General features: G+C 70.3%; 19 protein-coding genes and 2 pseudogenes. 9 read left to right on the forward strand and 12 right to left on the reverse strand.

Features of this window, described 5'->3' with window-relative positions; genetic code table 11:
- Position 1: 1 nt before the first annotated feature.
- The 5 genes from H7X46_RS14010 to H7X46_RS14030 all read right to left on the reverse strand — a co-directional run bounded on the left by H7X46_RS14010 (position 2) and on the right by H7X46_RS14030 (position 5192).
- The gene (locus H7X46_RS14010; RefSeq protein WP_222131307.1) at positions 2-607 is read right to left on the reverse strand and encodes a TetR/AcrR family transcriptional regulator; all 606 of its coding nucleotides are present in this window, start codon (positions 605-607) and stop codon (positions 2-4) included.
- 359 nt (positions 608-966) lie between these two features.
- Entirely contained in the window at positions 967-2133 is a 1167-nt protein-coding gene (locus tag H7X46_RS14015; RefSeq protein ID WP_186359823.1) for an alpha-hydroxy-acid oxidizing protein, read from the reverse strand.
- A 152-nt stretch (positions 2134-2285) separates the two neighbouring features.
- Positions 2286-3686 (reverse strand): MFS transporter, encoded by a 1401-nt coding sequence (locus tag H7X46_RS14020; protein WP_186359824.1) that lies wholly within the window; start codon positions 3684-3686, stop codon positions 2286-2288.
- A 245-nt stretch (positions 3687-3931) separates the two neighbouring features.
- Positions 3932-4336 (reverse strand): RidA family protein, encoded by a 405-nt coding sequence (locus H7X46_RS14025; RefSeq protein ID WP_186359825.1) that lies wholly within the window; start codon positions 4334-4336, stop codon positions 3932-3934.
- 25 nt (positions 4337-4361) lie between these two features.
- Positions 4362-5192, reverse strand: a complete 831-nt coding sequence (locus H7X46_RS14030) for a phytanoyl-CoA dioxygenase family protein (protein ID WP_186359826.1) — start codon at positions 5190-5192, stop codon at positions 4362-4364.
- Between the two features lie 251 nt (positions 5193-5443).
- Between H7X46_RS14030 and H7X46_RS14035 the strand changes: the two genes are divergently transcribed.
- Positions 5444-5851 carry a hypothetical protein gene (locus tag H7X46_RS14035; RefSeq protein ID WP_222132559.1) on the forward strand — a complete coding sequence of 136 codons (408 nt, stop codon included), beginning with the start codon at positions 5444-5446 and terminating at the stop codon, positions 5849-5851.
- Positions 5852-6216: 365 nt separating this feature from the next.
- Here H7X46_RS14035 and H7X46_RS14040 read toward each other — a convergent pair whose 3' ends face one another.
- A complete protein-coding gene (locus H7X46_RS14040; protein WP_222131308.1) occupies positions 6217-6642 on the reverse strand; it encodes a nuclear transport factor 2 family protein in 426 nt (141 codons plus the stop codon).
- A gap of 269 nt (positions 6643-6911) precedes the next feature.
- Between H7X46_RS14040 and H7X46_RS14045 the strand changes: the two genes are divergently transcribed.
- Positions 6912-7463: a DUF6226 family protein gene (locus H7X46_RS14045; RefSeq protein WP_186359827.1), complete on the forward strand. Its 552-nt coding sequence runs from the start codon at positions 6912-6914 to the stop codon at positions 7461-7463.
- Between the two features lie 24 nt (positions 7464-7487).
- The gene (locus H7X46_RS14050; protein ID WP_186359828.1) at positions 7488-7652 is read left to right on the forward strand and encodes a hypothetical protein; all 165 of its coding nucleotides are present in this window, start codon (positions 7488-7490) and stop codon (positions 7650-7652) included.
- Between the two features lie 40 nt (positions 7653-7692).
- Here the strand turns inward: H7X46_RS14050 and H7X46_RS29640 are convergent.
- A pseudogene (locus tag H7X46_RS29640) lies at positions 7693-7839 on the reverse strand (GNAT family N-acetyltransferase); the annotation flags it as partial.
- 154 nt (positions 7840-7993) lie between these two features.
- On the opposite strand from H7X46_RS29640, the gene H7X46_RS14060 reads away from it, so the two are divergent.
- Positions 7994-8143, forward strand: coding sequence for a hypothetical protein (locus H7X46_RS14060; RefSeq protein WP_186359829.1), 150 nt, complete (start codon positions 7994-7996; stop codon positions 8141-8143).
- 47 nt (positions 8144-8190) lie between these two features.
- On the opposite strand, the gene H7X46_RS14065 is transcribed toward H7X46_RS14060, so the two are convergent.
- Both H7X46_RS14065 and H7X46_RS14070 read right to left on the reverse strand, forming a co-directional pair.
- Positions 8191-9009 (reverse strand): alpha/beta fold hydrolase, encoded by an 819-nt coding sequence (locus tag H7X46_RS14065; RefSeq protein ID WP_186359830.1) that lies wholly within the window; start codon positions 9007-9009, stop codon positions 8191-8193.
- Positions 9010-9218: 209 nt separating this feature from the next.
- Positions 9219-10496, reverse strand: coding sequence for a dicarboxylate/amino acid:cation symporter (locus H7X46_RS14070; RefSeq protein ID WP_222131309.1), 1278 nt, complete (start codon positions 10494-10496; stop codon positions 9219-9221).
- A gap of 267 nt (positions 10497-10763) precedes the next feature.
- On the opposite strand from H7X46_RS14070, the gene H7X46_RS14075 reads away from it, so the two are divergent.
- The 4 genes from H7X46_RS14075 (at position 10764) to H7X46_RS14090 (ending at position 14166) form a co-directional block, all read left to right on the forward strand.
- The gene (locus H7X46_RS14075) at positions 10764-11246 is read left to right on the forward strand and encodes an ATPase (RefSeq protein ID WP_186359832.1); all 483 of its coding nucleotides are present in this window, start codon (positions 10764-10766) and stop codon (positions 11244-11246) included.
- Entirely contained in the window at positions 11243-11584 is a 342-nt protein-coding gene (locus tag H7X46_RS14080) for an ArsR/SmtB family transcription factor (RefSeq protein WP_370588765.1), read from the forward strand. The genes H7X46_RS14075 and H7X46_RS14080 overlap by 4 nt, the downstream gene beginning before the upstream one ends.
- A 109-nt stretch (positions 11585-11693) precedes the next feature.
- Positions 11694-13220 carry an MFS transporter gene (locus tag H7X46_RS14085; protein ID WP_186359833.1) on the forward strand — a complete coding sequence of 509 codons (1527 nt, stop codon included), beginning with the start codon at positions 11694-11696 and terminating at the stop codon, positions 13218-13220.
- Between the two features lie 85 nt (positions 13221-13305).
- On the forward strand, positions 13306-14166 hold the full coding sequence (locus H7X46_RS14090; RefSeq protein ID WP_186359834.1) for a hypothetical protein: 861 nt from the start codon (positions 13306-13308) through the stop codon (positions 14164-14166).
- 29 nt (positions 14167-14195) lie between these two features.
- On the opposite strand, the gene H7X46_RS14095 is transcribed toward H7X46_RS14090, so the two are convergent.
- Together H7X46_RS14095 and H7X46_RS30660 are read right to left on the reverse strand one after the other, a co-directional pair.
- Positions 14196-15305: a tryptophan 2,3-dioxygenase family protein gene (locus H7X46_RS14095; RefSeq protein ID WP_186359835.1), complete on the reverse strand. Its 1110-nt coding sequence runs from the start codon at positions 15303-15305 to the stop codon at positions 14196-14198.
- Between the two features lie 156 nt (positions 15306-15461).
- A pseudogene (locus H7X46_RS30660) lies at positions 15462-15653 on the reverse strand (hypothetical protein); the annotation flags it as partial.
- On the opposite strand from H7X46_RS30660, the gene H7X46_RS14105 reads away from it, so the two are divergent.
- On the forward strand, positions 15601-16263 hold the full coding sequence (locus H7X46_RS14105; RefSeq protein WP_186359836.1) for a class I SAM-dependent methyltransferase: 663 nt from the start codon (positions 15601-15603) through the stop codon (positions 16261-16263). The pseudogene H7X46_RS30660 and the gene H7X46_RS14105 sit on opposite strands and share 53 nt — an antisense overlap.
- A gap of 102 nt (positions 16264-16365) precedes the next feature.
- On the opposite strand, the gene H7X46_RS14110 is transcribed toward H7X46_RS14105, so the two are convergent.
- Positions 16366-17031, reverse strand: a complete 666-nt coding sequence (locus H7X46_RS14110; RefSeq protein ID WP_186359837.1) for a metalloregulator ArsR/SmtB family transcription factor — start codon at positions 17029-17031, stop codon at positions 16366-16368.
- Between the last annotated feature and the right edge of the window lie 72 nt (positions 17032-17103).

A 17103-nucleotide genomic window follows, 5' to 3' on the forward strand; every position in this document is an offset into this window, starting at 1 on the left:
CTCAGGCCCCGGCCGCGGCGGAACGCCCGCCGCCGGCCGGGGGCCTGAGCAAGGTGAGGATCGACTCGACGATCGCATCGACCCGGCTCGGGGTGAACCGCTCGCGCTCGAACGGGAACATCAGCATCCACCCGTCACCGGAGGCGCTGAGCTGATCGGCCAGCAGGTCGGCCGGGATGTCGTCGCGGACGACGCCTCGTGCCTGCCCGGCTGCGAGGATCGAGGCGTACTCCTTGCGGAAGCGGGCGTACCGCCGCTCGATGATCGCCGCCAGAGCCGGTTCGTACCGGGCGTGCGCGAGGAGTTGCGACATCACCGGCCAGTACTCGGGATCGCCGGTGGAGTGGACCAGCCAGCGCCGGATGAGCGACTCGATGTCGGCGTCGTCCCGGACCGCCTCGAGCATCGCGTCATAGCTGTCGAACCGGCTCTCGACCAACGCCGTGAGCAGCTTCTCCTTGCTCGAGAAGTAGTAGGTCACCGCGCCCGTCGTGCACCCGGCACGCCTCGCCACATTCCGCAACGAGGTGCTCGCGTAGCCCTCCTCGGCGATCACCGACACCGCCGCCTGGAGCAGCTCGGCACGTCTCGCGTCCCGGTCACCCACCGGACGCCCCCGCCGCGCGACCTGCTCGTTCTCGCTGTCGCCAGCCTGTCGCGTCCGAGTCTGAACCACTCGTCCGATTGTGCCACGCCCATATCGGAACGGGCATGACGATAACTGGCGCGTCGGCGGCGGTGCAGGTCAGACCGCGCAGTACCGCCCGTCCTCGAGCCGTGTGACCATCCCTCGGTCCATCAGGCGATCGAGGTGGCGCACGGCGGTCCGCCGCGAAGCCGTCGAGGCGCTCGCGGAACCCGGCGGCGCCCTCGATGACCGCCTTCTGGCGCGAGGTGCAGTACCGGCGGGCCTCGACGTCACGTCAAGTCGCGAGACGGGCCTGTCGCTGTCCGCGGCTCGCTCGATCACTGAACCCGCTGCAGACCGGCCTCACGCAGGCGGGCGAGGTCGGGGTAGCCGTTGACGGCCATCAGCAGGTCCGCCTCGGCGAGGAACGAGCGCAGGTGATGGTCGACCCCGGCCTGTCCCCCGACTGCCAACGCGTAGGCGAGCGGCCGCCCGGTGCCGACCATCGTCGCGCCCAGCGCCAGTGCCTTCACCATGTCCGATCCGCTGCGGATCCCCGAGTCGAACAGCACGGGCGTGTCACCCGCCGCATCGACGACCGCCGGCAGGGTCTGCAGCGCCGGCAGGCCACCGTTGGCCTGCCGTCCACCGTGGTTCGAGCAGTAGATCCCGTCGACGCCCAGGTCGATCGCCTTGCGCACGTCCTCGGGATGGCTGATCCCCTTCAGCACGATCGGAAGTGACGTCGCCTCCCGGATCCAGGACAGGTCGTCCCATCCCAGCGGGTAACCGAACACCCGGGCCCACTCGGCGGTCACGGCGGCCGGGTCGTCCTCGGGGGCGACCGCGAGCCGCTTGCGGAAGTGCTCGTCGGTCACGTAGTTCGACAGGCAGTACCCGCGAAGCTGCGGGAAGTTGCCGGTGTTGAGGTCGCGCGGCCGCCAGCCGGTGATCCAGGTGTCGAGTGTGATCACCAGAGCACGGAAGCCGGACGCCTCCGCCCGGTGGACCAGGCTCACCGCCAGGTCCCGGTCGTTCGGCGTGTACAGCTGGAAGAACGACGGCGTGCCGTCGAGCTCCCTGGCGACCTCCTCCATCGGGTCCTGGGAGAGGGTCGAGAGCACCATCGGTGTCGAGGTCGCCGCGGCCGCACGTGCGGTGAGCAGGTCGCCGTGCAGATCCTGCGAGCACAGGCCGAGGATCCCGATCGGGCACAGGAACATCGGATGGGGGAAGTCGATCCCGAAGAGGTTCACCGAGAGGTCGCGCCGGTGCTCCCCGACCATCATCCGGGGGACCAGGCCCCACTGGGTGAACGCCTCGGCGTTGGCCCGCTGGGTGTGCTCGTCCCCGGCACCCGCGCGCACATAGTCGAGCACCCACCTGGGCAGCGCGTGCGATGCGCGTTCCTCCAGCGTCGCGAAGTCGGCGGGGAATCGGGGCACGTGGCCCCGCAAGCCCGCGCCGTAGATCTCCGCCTGGTAGTCCCCGTACGTCGCTGCCATGAGCAGTGTCTGTCTCCGATCTTCTTCGACCACGGACGCGGGTCCGGGAACCTGACGAGGCCGCCGTGCCGTTCGCCTCGTGGTGCCAGCACGGCAGCCCCGAAGAGAGAGACGGTGGCCACCACCTCGTGAGATGGCGAGGTGGTCGGTCGCTACGTGGTCGTGCTGAGTTCTTCGGCAGCGACGCCTTCGAGCGAGCGGTTCGCGGTCCGCGGGCCGCCCAGGAGTACGGCCGAGAACACGATGTAGGCCGCTGCAGCGACGACCATCACCCCAGCCATTCCCCACCCTCCGAAGAGGGCCGCGCCGACAACACCGGATGCGGCGCCGCCGACCTTGCCCACGCCGATGATGACACCGCTCCCGAGGCCACGCGCTTCGGTCGGGATCGTCTCCGGAATGTACGTGTAGTACACGTTGACCACGATCCCGGTCGTGATTGCCGCCAGCCCACCGGAGACGATGACGATGACGCTGTCGACCGAGATGCCGAGCAGGACGAGCGGGACGGCACTGATCACCGAGGTCGCGACCGCGAGTGTCTTGCGCTCGAACCGGTCCATGACGAGAAGTGCGACGAACGGGGTGACGCAGTACACGACGTTCCAGATCAGCTGGATCTCGTACGCGGTGGTCTCGTCGTATCCGAGGCCGTAGACCAGCGAGTAGAGAGCCCAGTTCTGGAACAGGTAATAGCCGAACGTGGCTCCGAAGTAGCTCACCGACACGATCGCGATGATGCGCAGCAGGCGCTTGTTGCTCAGCAGGGCGCGCATCGAGAGGCGATCGTTCGTGTAACCCGGCTCGATGACGGGCTCGCTGAGGGGCCCGGAGCGGAGTGCGCGTTCCTCGAGGTTTGCGACGATGTTCTCGGCCTCCTGGATGCGGCCCTTGGTCAGGTACCACCGCACCGATTCCGGAACGGTGAACCGCACGAGCGGGGCGATCACCAGGCCGATGCCGCCGATGAGGTACAGGTAACGCCACATCTCCGGCCCGCTGTTGGGGATCGTCACGAGTGCCAGTAGCGCGATCAGCGGTGCGACGACCACGAACCCGAAGGTCAGGAACGAGACGAACCGTCCTCGGGTCTTGGCGGGGAACATCTCTGCGACGTAGACGAGCAGCACGGACGTAGCCGCCTGGACGCCGAGCCCGGTGACGATCCGGGAAACGGTCATGACCTCGAAGGTCGGTGACCACGCAGTTCCGATCGCCCCGGCCGAATAGAGCACCGTCGTCCACACCAGCGTGCGGCGGCGCCCGAACCTGTCCGCCATGCGGCCCCCGATCAGGGCCCCGACGAGCATGCCGACGAAGAACGCGGTGTTGACCGTTCCGAGCTGCGCCAGCGAGTACCCCGTGCTTTCCGCGATGGCCGGCATCACGTAGGCGAACAGGGCGTTGTCGTAGAACTCGAGCGCCAGGTTCGCAGCCAGGACTGCGATCCACACGATGTGCGTTGCGGTGACCGGCAGGCGGTCGAGGCGCGCCGTCATGCTCGCGTTCACGCCTGATCCGGGATCATTGTCGATGTTCTGCAGGCGGTCCATGACCCCTCTTTGGTGTGAGATATCCGCTCTCGCGGACGAGGGTCCAGGATCGGACGACCGTCGTCAGGAGATGCCGATCGATCCTGGTCGGGGGGAAGCACCCACCGTGTGGTGGATGCATCCCTTCCGGGTCCCCGGTCGGACGTTGCGGTCTGCCGTTGTCACCGGGGCGCCGCACCCGCATGGGACCAGTGCCCCGCGGGTGCTGCCGAGCCGCTGTCGATGGAGCCGGTCCCGGCGCCGAGTCAGTCCGAACCGCTGCCACGGACGGCGACGGCGCGGATCTCGACCAGCAGTTCGGGCAGGGCGAGCTGGGTCACCCCGATCGCGGTCCACGCCGGGTACCGGTCGGGCAGGTACTCGTCCTTCACGCGAACGAACTCGGCGATCTCCCCGCGGAGGTCGGTGTGGAACGTCGTGATCTCGACGACGTCGGCGAGCCCGGCCCCGGCGGCCTCGAGCACGGTCCGCAGCCCATCGAAGGCGAGGCGGGCCTGGGCATCCATGCCGTCAGCGGGTCGTCCGGTGCCCGGATCCACTCCCACCTGGCCGGCAACCCAGATCAGGTCGTCGACGCGGTTGGCCTGGGAGAAGTGGAGCCGGTCGTAGGTGGCCTCGGTGCCGGCGGGGTTGACGAGTTGGCGCTTCATGTCAGGTGGCCGATCGTGGTTCGGATCAGACGACCTGGCGGAAGACGGGCGAGCGGAAGGGATCCCCGGCGCTCAGCTTGGCCATCTCCTCCACGAAGAGTCCGCCGTTGCGGGCGAAGTGCTTGTTCACCTCCGGGAGGGGACGGAACGTCGCATCGTCGCCGAAGTAGCGGAGCACCAGGGTGTGGCGGTCCGGGCAGTCCGCGTCGACCCCGGCGCCGCCGTGCAGCGAGCGAGGGTGCAACACGACGACGTCACCCGGATCGACCGCCCAGGAGAGGATGTCGTAGGCGTCCGGGTCCTCCGCGAGCTCGGCGTCGATGTCGGGGAGGCGGGGCAGCACCCCGTGACCGTGCAGTGGCTCGGTCGGGTCGTCGGGGTTGGCGAACGTGGTGCCGTCGAACTGCGTGCCGCGGTGCGAGCCGCGGACGATCTCCAGGGAGTTCTTCCGGGGAATGTGCTGGAAGCTGATCCAGGCGTTCGCCCAGTGCTCGCCCGCCCAGGGGAGGTAGGCCGTGTCCTGGTGCCATGAGCTGCGCGCCCCGCGCCCGCCGGCCTTCAGGAAGATCTCCTCCGCGAAGAACCAGACGTTCTCGGACCCCCACAGCTCGGCGAACAGCTTGCCGAACGGCAGCGACGCCGCCAGCTCGTCGACGTGCTCCTTGGCCAGGGGGTTGGCGTTGTCGACGAGCGAGCGCTGCTCGGTCCCGTCGAACAGCGACGTGGCGCCGGGCCCGGGGTTCGCCACGGCCCAGTCGAAGGCCTTGCGACACCGCGCCAGCTGCTCGGCGTCCAGGCAGTCCTTCAGGAGGACGGCCCCGTCCTCCCGGAACGCGGTGCGCAGCGACTCGTCCATGCGTGACTCCCTTCACATATCAGTCGTGACGAAAAGCACGGTAGAGACAACGACCCGTCTACACAACAGTTGTTATGGAAAATCCTACCTCTGTCCGTCCAGGTGCGGCGCGGTCATGCCACGGCTCGCCGCTCGGAGCAGGGCGCCGGTGTCGCGTCCGCCAACCGACTGGCCTACCTGCCGGAGCCGGGTCAGGCTCCCGCGCGGTCGCGCTCGCACTGGCGGGCCACCGCAAGGACCGGCCGGGCAGTGTGCGCCTGTGCGGCCGGTCCATCGATCCGACCCGCTGGAACGCATCTCACGCGGTCCAGACCGGCGTCACCCTCGTGCCCGAGGACCGCATCAAGTCCGGCCTGGTCGGCGCCATGTCGATCGAGGACAACGTGACCCTGACGACGCTGCGTCAGCTGACGAAACGCGTGTTGCCGGACCGTAAGCAACGCCGACGCACGGCTGAGTCCGCTCGAGAGGATCTCGGGGTGGCTTGCAGCTCAGCGGCGGGAATCAGCAGAAGGTTCTTTTCGGTGCCGCGCTTGGGCCGCACCGGATCCTGGCCACCCTGGCCCCGCGAGATGGACCGCCGCGACGCCCGCTTCGGCCTGGAGACCATGTGCATCGGCGACGGGCAGGGGCTCGCCGCAATCTTCGAGAAGGTCTGAGCGAGAGCGCCTCATCCGCCCGACCGACTGCGGACCTCGTCGCCCGACCAGCTATTGGACCGAAGAGGCAGATGGTCGACTGCCGCGTCTTGGACTGCGTGCGAGAAATCCTCGTTCCTGACGACCACCGGCGTCCGCAGCATCGCTTCCACGGGAGCCAGGTCCGATGAGACAGCTTGGGAGCCGGGCGTCTCACCGATCTGACTCCGCCCAGGTCAACTGCCTGGCCTGGAGTCACCTTCGCTGAGGTCGGACAGCAGCCGCGCTGCTGCTGGCGGCTGCTGGAGGGTGCGACACGGGGCAGCCACACCGCCTGGGCGACGCTGAACTCGCCGCGCCGCATGTCGCGCCGACCGGCCCGTGCTCTATCGTCGCTTCTCGAGGGTGTAATGGATGGTCTGTGCCACGATCTTGCCGGCCTCGATGAGGAACGAGTCGACGCCGTCGCGGACCCTCACGGCGGAGTCGTCGTAGGTCCACTCGAGCAAGCCGACCCGGCCTTCCACCTTGACATAGGTGTAGGCGAACGCCTTGTGTTCCGGCAACTCGTCGCCGAGCATCCGGGCGAGATGCCGTACGCCTTCGTGGCCCCGGAACGTGCCGCGGTTGATCAGGACCACGACATCCTCGGACACATTCCGTCGAAGATCCTCGTCGAGCACGCGATCCAGCGGGGTGTCGACCCAGCTGTTGGCGAGCTTCAGGTGATCGTCAAGCACTTCTCGGGCGGTCCGGTTGCTGAGATCGTCCACAACATTCGACGTCGGGGTCGAGTGCAGGAGCGTTACCACGACGGCGGAGCGGAATCCGCCTCTCGGGAGAACCCAACCGCCACTGAACCCGCGGCGCTTCACACCGGCGGACAACGACACCTGCCCACGAACCCTCGTCCGGGGTCACGTGACCACAATTCAGATACCGACTCCACCCATCCCGGGCCAACCACCTCCGCCAGACCCGGGCCGGTTCAGAACAACGGCCCTCGTCGCCGTACATCGAAGGCGGCCTCGCCGCTGGTGTACCGGTTGAACAGGGGCCGACCTGGTCGGTGGTGTCGGCGATGAAGCCGTCCAACACCGAGCCCGGCGACACTGTACGAACCTGGCTGCAGGTCGTCCGGAGCACGGAGTTGCGTCCACGCGACGCCCGAGCCGCCCCACTGACCATCGGGCACACCGCATTTCCCGGCGTCGTCGCGCGGGCCGGGGTGCTGCTCGACGCGAGCTGCCCGATCTACGGCCCAACGTGCTCGGGGCGCTACCGCGCGGATCCATGGGCGCATGTGGATCCCGTGCCGGGTGGGGCCGGGCTGTACCGGCGGTCACCGTCCTGCTCGCGAGCGGGCTACTGCGATGGCCGCGACCGCGACGGCGGCGAGCAGCAGTCCGACCAGCTGCGTGCGGGTGACACGTGCGGCGCCGGGCGGGTCCACGTCGATCACATCGCGGAGGCGCGCACCGGCGAGGGCCACGAAGCCTCCTGCGCACCGTGCCTCGCGTCGCACAGCCAGGTTGCTCGAAGCCGAGTCGGGATTCAGGGCGCCCCCACCGGCGCCGGCCCGGTGTCCGCCGGGTTACCGAAGCCGAAGAACGTGCGCGGCGCCACCGGGTAGACGTCGACGCGTCCTGCGCAGCCGGTGCAACGCGGCGTTCTCCCGGTCCAACGCCTTGATCCGGTCCCGGTCGGCGGTTCGTCCCGGCCCGGTGCGGCGGCCGCCGTCGCCGAGATCAACGCGGCGGTCGCGTGCGCGAAGGCGGGCGTGCCGATGGACCTGACCGGGCCCCGCCACTTCGCCCACTGACCAGTGTTCGCTGGGCGCACTACGGCGGCCGCCCGGCCGGTCAGGACTCGAGTTCGCGGATGTAGCAGAGCATGCGGTAGTCGGTGCCGGGCTCGATGTTCACGAAGCCGTGCCGCTCGTAGACGCGGCGGGTGTCGGTGTCGATCTCGTCGACGTTGATGTGCATCTCCCCTGCCGGACGACGGCGACCGCGGCGTCCTCGTGCAGCAGGCGACTCTCGAAGCCCGGCCGGGGCCCCCGGCCTTGATGGATGTCGAGCCGCCGTCGTACGACCCTACGTCTCGGCGAAGAACTACTGGGTCCTGAAACACCACGCCCGTGAGCGCTGGCGGGACCATCCCTTGTACGACGACTGTGTTTGCGCCGACTACGACCAGAACTCCTTCGACCCGACCTACGACTCGCAGCCCTTGGAGTTCTTCGAGCCGATGCTACGGCGCGTCTTCGCGCCCGCACGGGTCACCGCCCCCGACCTCATCGACGACGCCTGACGGGCACATCGGGCACCGCGCAGGCCGGCGGGCCCGCCCAGCGCGGATCAGTGTTCCGGGTCCGGTGCGTCGAGGAAGGTTGTCACGGCGTCGAGGACGAGCGTGGTGCGGGCGAGCCCGAAGAAGTGCGTGGTACCGGGGAACACGGCCAGCTGGGAGGCCGGCACCCCGACGAAGTCGCCGTTGACGTCGCCTCCGCGCAGCTGCAGGAACCGCACGGCGTGCTCGAGCGTGACGGCGTCACAGTCGCCGACCGTGATCAGCGTGGGCGCGGCGATCCCTCGGATGTCCTCCTCGGACCAGCCAGCGGCGCCCTTGTCGTAGTTGCCGAGCTTGGTGAGCAGCGCCTGCAGGTGTTCCTTGTCCGGGTGCGGCGACCTGGCCAGGTAGGCCGCTTCCATCGGCGTGCCGGCGATCATGTCGACGGTCATCTCGGCGACCGCCTCACTGTTCTCGGCGCGGTCGCCGTCGGGGTGGAACGACACCGAGGAGACCACGAGCCGGCGGACCCGCTCCGGGTGGCGCACGGCCAGATACAGCCCGACCGCGCCGCCCACGCTGAACCCGAACACGTCGACCCGGTCGAGGCCGAGGTGCTCCAGCAGGCCGACCACGTCGGAGGCGAGGTCGGCGGTGCGCAGCGGCCGGGCGATGTCGTGGGTGCGGCCGTGGCCCTGGAACTCGACGGCAATGACCTGACGGCCCGCGGCCAGATCGGGGATCAGCGCCCCGAACTGCTGGTCGATGTCGAACAGCCCCCCGTGCAGCAACAGCAGCGGCGTGCCGCCCACCCCGTGGACCTCGTAGTACATCCGCAGGCCGTTCACCTCGGCGTAGCCGGTCTGCGTGGGCGTGGTCTCGGTCATCGCTGCTGCCTCCCTGCCCGCCGGACCGGGGCGTGGTGCCCGTCGGCGTGTCGGCCGGCCTGTGGTCGTGTCGGTCAGCCGGTAGACCGCGCCCGGACGGCGATCTCATCGGCTCGGGGTGCGCGAGGTCGCCGAGCGGCCGGACCCCGACTGTTCCGGCCCGGAGACGACCGACCCCGAGGGCGGCAGCGCCCGGTACGTGACCGGCGTCAGGAGGTCGACGCGCCTTCTTCTTCCTCCTCCTCCGGTACCGGAACGGTGCCGTCGTAGACGTCGCGGTCGATCTCGTCGTCGGCGTGGGCCACGAGCATCGCCACCAGCGTGTCCGCGTTGACGTTGAGGAACGTCCGGAGGATTCCGGTGAACCAGTCGACGGCGATCAGCAGGCCCGCGGCCTCGACCGGCAGGCCGAAGGTGGTGGCCAGGAAGATCGCCACCACCGGGAAGCCACCCGGCACGGTGATGGTGCCCATGTTGAGCAGGATCGCCAGCACCATCCCGAACACGATCTGACCCGGGGTGAGGTCGATCCCCCCGGCCTGCGCGAGGAACAGCACGGCGATGGTGTAGTTGAAGACGGCACCGTAGGAGCCCATGGTCAGCCCCACCGAGAGCGTGAAGTTCGCGATCCGGGGGCTGACACCCACCTTCTCGATCGTGTTCCGCAGGACGGTGGGGAAGGTGACCGCCGAGCTGGTGGTCGTCACCGCGACGGCGGTCTGCTCGGCGAGCTTGCGGGGCAGCTTCAACGGGCTGAGCCGGGTACGCAGCGTCACGACCGCTACGAAGACGACGGTCAGGATGACGACGCCGAGCAAGTTGGTGCCCAGATAGGCCAGTGCAGAGCCCACGACGGCGAGCCCGACGTCCCCGGCCAGCGCCGCGAGCAGCGCGAACACGCCGATCGGCGCGACGTACATGACCAGCCGGATCAAGGTGAGCAGGACCTGCTGGAGGTGCTCGATGAAGGTGAGGACGACCGTGCTGTTCGAGGTGCGGCCGTACTGATTGAGCGCGACGCCGAACAGCAGCGAGAAGATGATGATCGGCACCATGGCGGCCTCGGCCATCGACTCGATGACGTTGGTCGAGAAGAAGCCGAGGATCGTGTCCTGCCAGCCCGTCGCTTCCGAGGCCGATTCCCGCAGGCTCGGATCGATCGCGCCGGTGTAGACCATCCCCACGCCCGGGCGGAACAGCAGTCCGAGGGCGACCGCGAGCGCCGCTGCGACCGCCGACAGCCCGATCATCCAGGCGAACGTCCGCAGCGCCACCTTCCCGGTGCCGGAGCCACTCATCGAACCGGTCGCGGCGATCACCGAGGCCATGACCAGCGGGACGATCGCCATCTGGATCAGCCGGATGAACGCGTCGCCGATGAACTTCAGGTTGCTCGCCCAGTCGCCGACCAGCAGGCCGAACACGACCCCCGCGATCGCCGCGAGGGCGATCGCGGTCGCCGGGTGCTTCAGCACCGAGAGCTTCACGTTCGCCCCTCCTGGCAGGCCCGAGCTGCTGTGTCTCCGCCGAGGCGTCCACCGCGCGCCACGCCGGCAAGGCCGACCGTCGCTGCTGGTCGCCCCGGTGCCCAGGAACTTTACGAGGAGACGACGCTGTTCCAACAGGCCCGGATCTCGCCGGTGCTGCCCGGCGCGGCCGAGGTCTGCGCGAAGGTTCACTGCAACTGACTGGTTGCACTCGGTCGGCTTATGTGCAATCGTGTGATTGCACATCGATTCGACGGGAGCAACGCCATGAACGACGCCACGTACACCCCCGCGGAGCTGGCCGAGCTGGACAGCATCTCTCGCGAGATCGACATCGACGCGCCGGCCGAGCGCGTGTGGGACCTGATCGCGCGGCCGGGCTGGTACATCAACGACGGCACGGTCGACGCCGAGCCCGACCTGCGCTACGAGGACGACGTCGCGGTCGTCACGGATCACACGGGCGAGTTCCGGTTCCGGACGGTGCAGCTGGACAAGCCGCGCTACGCGGCCTTCCGCTGGCTCGGTACCCCGTTCCGGGCCGTGTCCGAGGGCACGCTCGTCGAGTTCTGGATCGACGAGCGCGCAGGCGGTGGGGTGACGCTGCGGGTTCTGGAGAGCGGCTTCTCCAGCCTGTCCGAGGACCCCGCCGAGTGGCTGAAGGAGCGCGCAGGCAACGACCAGGGCTGGACGCAGGAGCTCGCGGCGGCGAAGACGTTCGTCGAATCCCGTGTGGACGGCGGGTCGTGAACGCGACCGAGCTCCCGACGATGTGCGCCGCCCTGGGTGACTCGACCCGCTGGGACATCCTGTCCCGGCTCGGGGACGGCGCGAAGTCGGCGTCCGCGCTGGCCCGAGTGCTCCCGGTGAGCAGGCAGGCGATCGGCAAGCACCTGGAGGTGCTGCGCGAGGTCGGGCTGGTCGAGTCGGAGCAGCGCGGCCGCGAGGTCGTCTACATCGCCGTCGGCGCCCGGCTGGGCGCGCTGGCTCGCGAACTCGACCGGATCGGCCGGTCCTGGGAGGCCCGGCTGCAGCGGATCAAGGAGCTGGCCGAACGCCCCGACCCGGACCGACCGCCCCGCACCTGAGCCGCACGCGGTCCCCCGGTCGAGCCCGTGCGCTCGGCCGCGGTGGGCTCCGTGCGCCCGGAAACGCCTCCACGCCCCGATCGCACACCACCAGAAGGCAGGCATCGCCATGGCCACCCAGACGTCCGAGCCGGACCGCGACGACCGGGCCCCCACCCCACAGACCCTCGCGCCCACCGGGCGCGCTCCGGCCGGACGGGCCGTGCGACGGCTGGTGCTGGCCCTGGCCTGCGCCGCGACGGCGATGGCGGGGCTCGACATCGCCATCGTGAACGTGGCGCTGGCCTCGATCCAGCACGACCTCGGAGCCGGGCCCGGCACCCTGCACTGGGTCGTCGTCGCCTACGGGCTGCTGCTCGGCGGGTTCCTCCTGCTCGGCGGACGACTGGCCGACCACCTGGGCCGTCGGCGGATCTTCCTGATCGGGCTCACCGTCTTCACCGGCGCATCGTTCCTCGCCGGCGCCGCGCAGGACGCCGGTCAGCTCATCGTCGCCCGTGGCGTCCAGGGCTTCGGCGCCGCCCTCGTCGTACCGGCGGCCTTGTCCCTGCTGGCGGTCACCTTCGCGGAGGGCCCCGAGCGTGACCGGGCCTTCGGCCTCTTCGGGGCCGTCGGTGGCCTGGCAGGGACGGTCGGCGTCGTCGTCGGCGGGCTGCTGGCGTCCGGGCCCGGCTGGCGCTGGTCGTTCTTCATCAACGTGCCGATCGGCGTGGTGTTGATCGCGATCGCTCTGGCCTTCCTGGCCCGGGACGGGCGCAGCGACCGCGTCGGACGGCTCGACGTCGCGGGGGCGACCACGGCGACCGGCGGGTTGCTGCTGGCGGTCTCCGCGTTGCACCACGCCGTCGAGCACGGCTGGTTCTCCGGTTCGACCCTGGTGTCGTTCGCTGCTGCCGCGGTCCTGCTGGCGGTGTTCGTGCGGGTCGAAGCACGTTCCGCGGCCCCGCTGATACCGGCCGTCCTGCTGAGGAACCGCTCGCTCGTGACCGCGAACCTCACCGCGTTCCTCGGACTGTGCGCGCTGCTGTCGTTCATCTTCGTCGGGTCCCTGCTGATGCAGCAGGTGCTGGGCTACTCATCGGCGCAGGCAGGCGTGGCATGGCTGGCCACCACGGCCACCGTCTTCGTGGCGGCCATGGCCGGTGCCCGGCTGGTGACCCGCGTCGGTGTACGGGGGCTGCTGCTCCTCGGGCTGTCGCTCGTCGTCGTGGGGGCACTGTGGATGGCCAGGATGCCGGCCGATGCCGGCTACCTCGCGGATTTGTTGCCCGCGTTCCTGCTCGTCGGTGTCGGCTTCGGATTCTGCGAGCCGGCCGTGCAGCTCGGCGCGCTGTCCGGGGTGGCGCCGTCGGATGCGGGACTGGCCTCCGGTCTGGTGCAGACCATGTGCGAGATCGGCGGTGCCGCCGGTGTCGCGGCGGTGTCGACCGTGCTGGTCGCCGGTTCGGGGCTCGACGGTTTCCACGCCGCCTTCGCGTTCATCGCCCTCCTCGCGCTCCTCGGCGTCGTCACCGCCGCCGTCGGGTTCGTCCGCAGGGGTGGCCGCAGGGACATCGGCAGCGGGACCACGCAGTGTGACCGGACGTCGGCACGACATGCCATGATCGCGCCGGATTCCGCACCGTGCCCGGAGTGAGGAGTGGCGGCACGGGACCGAGTCGGCTGCGGCCCACGCGTTCGCCCAGTTCCTCCTCAGCCCCGAGATACGGTCGAAAATGCACTTGCAGGAGCAGGAGTCGATGAACAGACGAATTCAGTGGGCCCGACCAGGTCTGCTCGGCCGGCTCAGCAAGGGCAGCACCGGCAAGGCAGCACTGATCCTCGTTGCGGCACACCTCCTGCTGCTGCTCGTCTGCCTGGGAATCTGGTACGCGGGACTCGCGCCGGTGTTCGATCGGGCTCACTGGATCCCGGCCGTCCTGGTGACGGTGGTGGCCGTGGCCGGAGGGACGTTCCTGATGGCCTCATTCGGCTTCTGGGGAGTCGGGGCCCACAGCGGTCAGGACGGTGGCGACCAGTTCGAGGGCGACTTCAGCCCGGCGGCCGCGTTCGGTCTCGGCTGGCTGCGGTGGGCACTCCAGATCGTGGTCATCGGCAGCGTGGGCATGCTGGTCATTCTCACCTGGATGAACTTCCGCCCCTGGTACATCCTCTCGTCACCGGGCATCGACGCCATGCCGACGCAGGTCGCCGGCATGCCCATTCCTCGGGACTGGGAGCAGTCGGACACCGAGAAGGACGACGACTGGAAGCGAGACCGGGCGGCGTACACCAAGCCGCACGCTCGCTATGAGCAGTCCTACTACGCCCCGGTGCGGACGTTCGCCGAGATGGAGCGGTGGGTGTCCGATGAAGCGGCCTGGAAGCAGAGCCGGTTCGGCGCCATCACCAACGTCGACTGCGACGAACGCATCGAGCGATGCCGGGCGGACAAGGTTCCGGCCGCCGGTGAACCCGAGGAGCACTTCATCGAGGTGTACTTCTCCGAGCTCGACGGGGTCACCGACAGTTCTGACGGGTCGCCGTTGAACAGTGTTCGGGTGGTGCTGTACTACGCCGAAGACGGTCAGGAGTGGAACTGAGCCTGAGCCGATGACCGTTCCGGCCGTGCTCACGCCGCCCCGGCACCGCCGCCCGGCGCGCTGAACAGCCGCTCGTCCAGCCAGCGGCGCAGGTACGGGACGCCCTCGGTGTAGCCCGAGCCCGGCGCGTCGCCGAGCATCGACGCCGCGAGCGAGTGGTGCGTGCCCTTCCAGCGCCGGTGCCCGCGCTCCAGGGCCGTGACGGCGGTGGCCAGTGCGGCGCCGTCCGCCCCGTCGGCGCCGACCTCGCGCCACGCCGCGCTGAAGTCGTCGAGGTGCGGGACCTCGGCGCGCACGACCGGGACATGTGCGAAGGCCTCCCCCGCCAGACGCGGGGGCGACGGTGTCCCGCAGGCGATCTCGAATCGTTTGTAGGACTCCGACTGGATCGCACTCGCGCCCTCGGTGTAGCGGCGGAACGAGTGGAACGCGGCCGGCCGGACCGTCGCGACCAGCCGGAACAGCAGCGCGGCCTGGTCCAGCACGACGGCCGCGCGTGCCAGGTGCGCTGTCGCGGCGGGGACGTCGTCCGCGCGCAGCGCTGCGGTCGCCGCCCGCAGCAGGTCGGTCATCGTCGTGAAGACCATCTCGTGCGCCTGCAGGACCCGGATGAAGAAGTACTCGTCGTGCTCCGTGGAGACGGGCAGCGCGGTGAGCGCGAACCAGCCGCCGGGTTCGTGCGCCACGTCGACGCCGGGTGCGGCCGCCGCGACGAACCGCAGCGCGTGCCGGATCCGGACCGCGCGGGTGCGCGCGTCGAGCGCGCCGGTCACCTCCCGCTCGTGCCGCACGACGTCGGCGACGAGCAGTGCGGACATCGTCTGCGGGTCGACACCGAGGTCGACCCGGACGAGCTCGACGAGCGGCAGCGCGAGGTAGGTCTGGTTGCAGAAGCGGTTCCGGTGGCGGCCGAGCACGGCGGTCAAGAAGGCGTCGAGGTGGACGTCGCCGTCGCCGAGCCGGTCCTGCAGGTCGCCGAGCGCGTCGAGCAGCGGGCTGCCCAGGTGATGCCGGCCGGTCCGCCGCACCCGCCCGGCCACGAGGGTGGCCAGCGTCCGCGGGTCGGCCGCCCGGTCGCCGCGGTACTGACGGTCGAGCTCGGCGTCGAGGTGCAGGGCGGGCGGTCTCGTGCGGGCCATGGCGTCTCCTCCGGCTGTGGACGCCCAGGCTCGGGGACGGGAGCCCCGCAGGCGATGGGGTGCGCACGTGGAGCGCCGGGGGACGGCCCCCGAGGACGGGTGGGGTCCGCACCCGCTGGCGGGAGGTGTCAGCTCGGCCACCGTGGCTCGCCGGTCCGCGGGGTGACGTCGACGCTCGGCCCAGCCGCGCTGTTCCATGGTGTCGACCAGGGCGGTGACGTGCCGTGGGCTGCAGCGCAGGTAGGCGGCCGGCTGCCGGTGAACTATGTTCAGGGCTTGGTGCGAGGGGGCAGCGATGGCAGCGGAGAAGGTCAGCAGCGTGCAGGACCGTCCGCGACGGCTGTTCAGTCGCTTCTACGCGTCGATGAGCCCACGGCTGGACGACGAAGGGCTGGCCGCGCTGCGCGACGAGTTGCTCGCACCGCTGACCGGCGCCGTTGTCGAGGTCGGCGCGGGCCCGGGTGGCAACTTCGCCCGCTACCCGTCGGCGGTGGCGTCGGTGACCGCGGTGGAGCCGGAGCCCTACCTGCGACGGCTCGCCACTGCGGCGGCCCGGGACGCCGCGGTTCCGACGACGGTGCGGGCCGGGGTCGCCGAACATCTGCCGCTCCCGGACGCGTGTGCCGACGGCGTCGTCTTCTGCCTGGTCCTGTGCTCGGTCCCGGATCAGGCTGCGGCCGCGACCGAGGCAGCCCGGGTGCTGCGCCCCGGTGGGATCGTCCGGTTCCTCGAACACGGCCGCGCCGACACGCTCGGGTTGCGCATGCTGCAGCGGGTCGCCGATGCGACCGTGTGGCCGCTGCTCACCGGGGGCTGCCACACCAGCACCGACCCGGTCGCAGCGCTGCGTGCGGCCGGTTTCGTGGTCGACGACGTCCGTCGGCTGCGGTTCCCCGCCGACCGCTTCACCCAGCCGTCCACCCCGCACGTCCTCGGCACTGCACGTCTCCCCGGCTGAGCGCTCCGACGGGGCGCTCGGCCGGATCCGCGCCTGCCGGGCACGGCGCTCCGGTCGATCCGGACCGCTCGAGCTCGGCTGTGGCCGGGTACCGCTCGCTGGTCAGGACGCGGCCGCGGTGACGACGGGCTCACCGGCCAGCCGCCACTCGAGGATGCCGTCCTCGAGCCGCCGGGCTCGGCGTCCGCGCGCCCGGAGCAGGCGGACCGCCTCGTGGGAGAACACGCAGAAGGCGCCGCGGCAGTAGGCGACGACCTCCAGCTCGGGGGGCAGCTCGTCGAGACGCTCGGCCAGCTCGTCGAGGGGGATCGACACGGCGCCGGGAATATGACCTGCGGCGAACTCGGAGCCAGGGCGCACGTCGACGACGACCGCGTCGCCCTGGTGGACCCGGTCGAGCAACTCCTCCCGGCTGACCTGCTCGGTGTCGGCGGGGCCGAGGTAGTCCCGCGCCACGGGGGCAACGTCGGCCACCCGGGTCGCCGCCACGTCGCGCAGGCGGGCATACAGCTCGGCGACGTCGTCACCGGCCAGGTCGTAGAAGATCGTCGTGCCGGCGCGGGTGGTGCGGACCAGGCCCGCGTGCTTGAGCACCTGCAGGTGGGCCGACGTGGTCGTCAGCCCCGCCTGGGCCGCCTCGGCGAGCTCGGCAACCGATCGCGGACCCTGGGCCAGCAGATCGATGAGCTCCAGGCGTTTCCCGTTGCCCAGCGCCTTGCCCACGCGCGCGAGGTGCGTGAACAGCCGTTCCTTCGTGCTCTCGCCCATCACCCGATCCTCCACAATATGATGGAATACGGTACCACGGGCGGCGGCGCCGACCCCGCCCCGAGCCTGCGC

The organism is Pseudonocardia sp. C8 (assembly GCF_014267175.1).
Classification (GTDB): domain Bacteria; phylum Actinomycetota; class Actinomycetes; order Mycobacteriales; family Pseudonocardiaceae; genus Pseudonocardia.

Coding starts and splice junctions, on each gene's coding strand:
- H7X46_RS14015 (WP_186359823.1), bottom strand. CDS start 2,133: ATGGCAGCGACGTACGGGGACTACCAGGCGGAGATCTACGGCGCGGGC.
- H7X46_RS14020 (WP_186359824.1), bottom strand. CDS start 3,686: ATGGACCGCCTGCAGAACATCGACAATGATCCCGGATCAGGCGTGAAC.
- H7X46_RS14025 (WP_186359825.1), bottom strand. CDS start 4,336: ATGAAGCGCCAACTCGTCAACCCCGCCGGCACCGAGGCCACCTACGAC.
- H7X46_RS14030 (WP_186359826.1), bottom strand. CDS start 5,192: ATGGACGAGTCGCTGCGCACCGCGTTCCGGGAGGACGGGGCCGTCCTC.
- H7X46_RS14045 (WP_186359827.1), top strand. CDS start 6,912: ATGAAGCCGTCCAACACCGAGCCCGGCGACACTGTACGAACCTGGCTG.
- H7X46_RS14065 (WP_186359830.1), bottom strand. CDS start 9,009: ATGACCGAGACCACGCCCACGCAGACCGGCTACGCCGAGGTGAACGGC.
- H7X46_RS14075 (WP_186359832.1), top strand. CDS start 10,764: ATGAACGACGCCACGTACACCCCCGCGGAGCTGGCCGAGCTGGACAGC.
- H7X46_RS14085 (WP_186359833.1), top strand. CDS start 11,694: ATGGCCACCCAGACGTCCGAGCCGGACCGCGACGACCGGGCCCCCACC.
- H7X46_RS14095 (WP_186359835.1), bottom strand. CDS start 15,305: ATGGCCCGCACGAGACCGCCCGCCCTGCACCTCGACGCCGAGCTCGAC.
- H7X46_RS14105 (WP_186359836.1), top strand. CDS start 15,601: ATGGCAGCGGAGAAGGTCAGCAGCGTGCAGGACCGTCCGCGACGGCTG.
- H7X46_RS14110 (WP_186359837.1), bottom strand. CDS start 17,031: ATGGGCGAGAGCACGAAGGAACGGCTGTTCACGCACCTCGCGCGCGTG.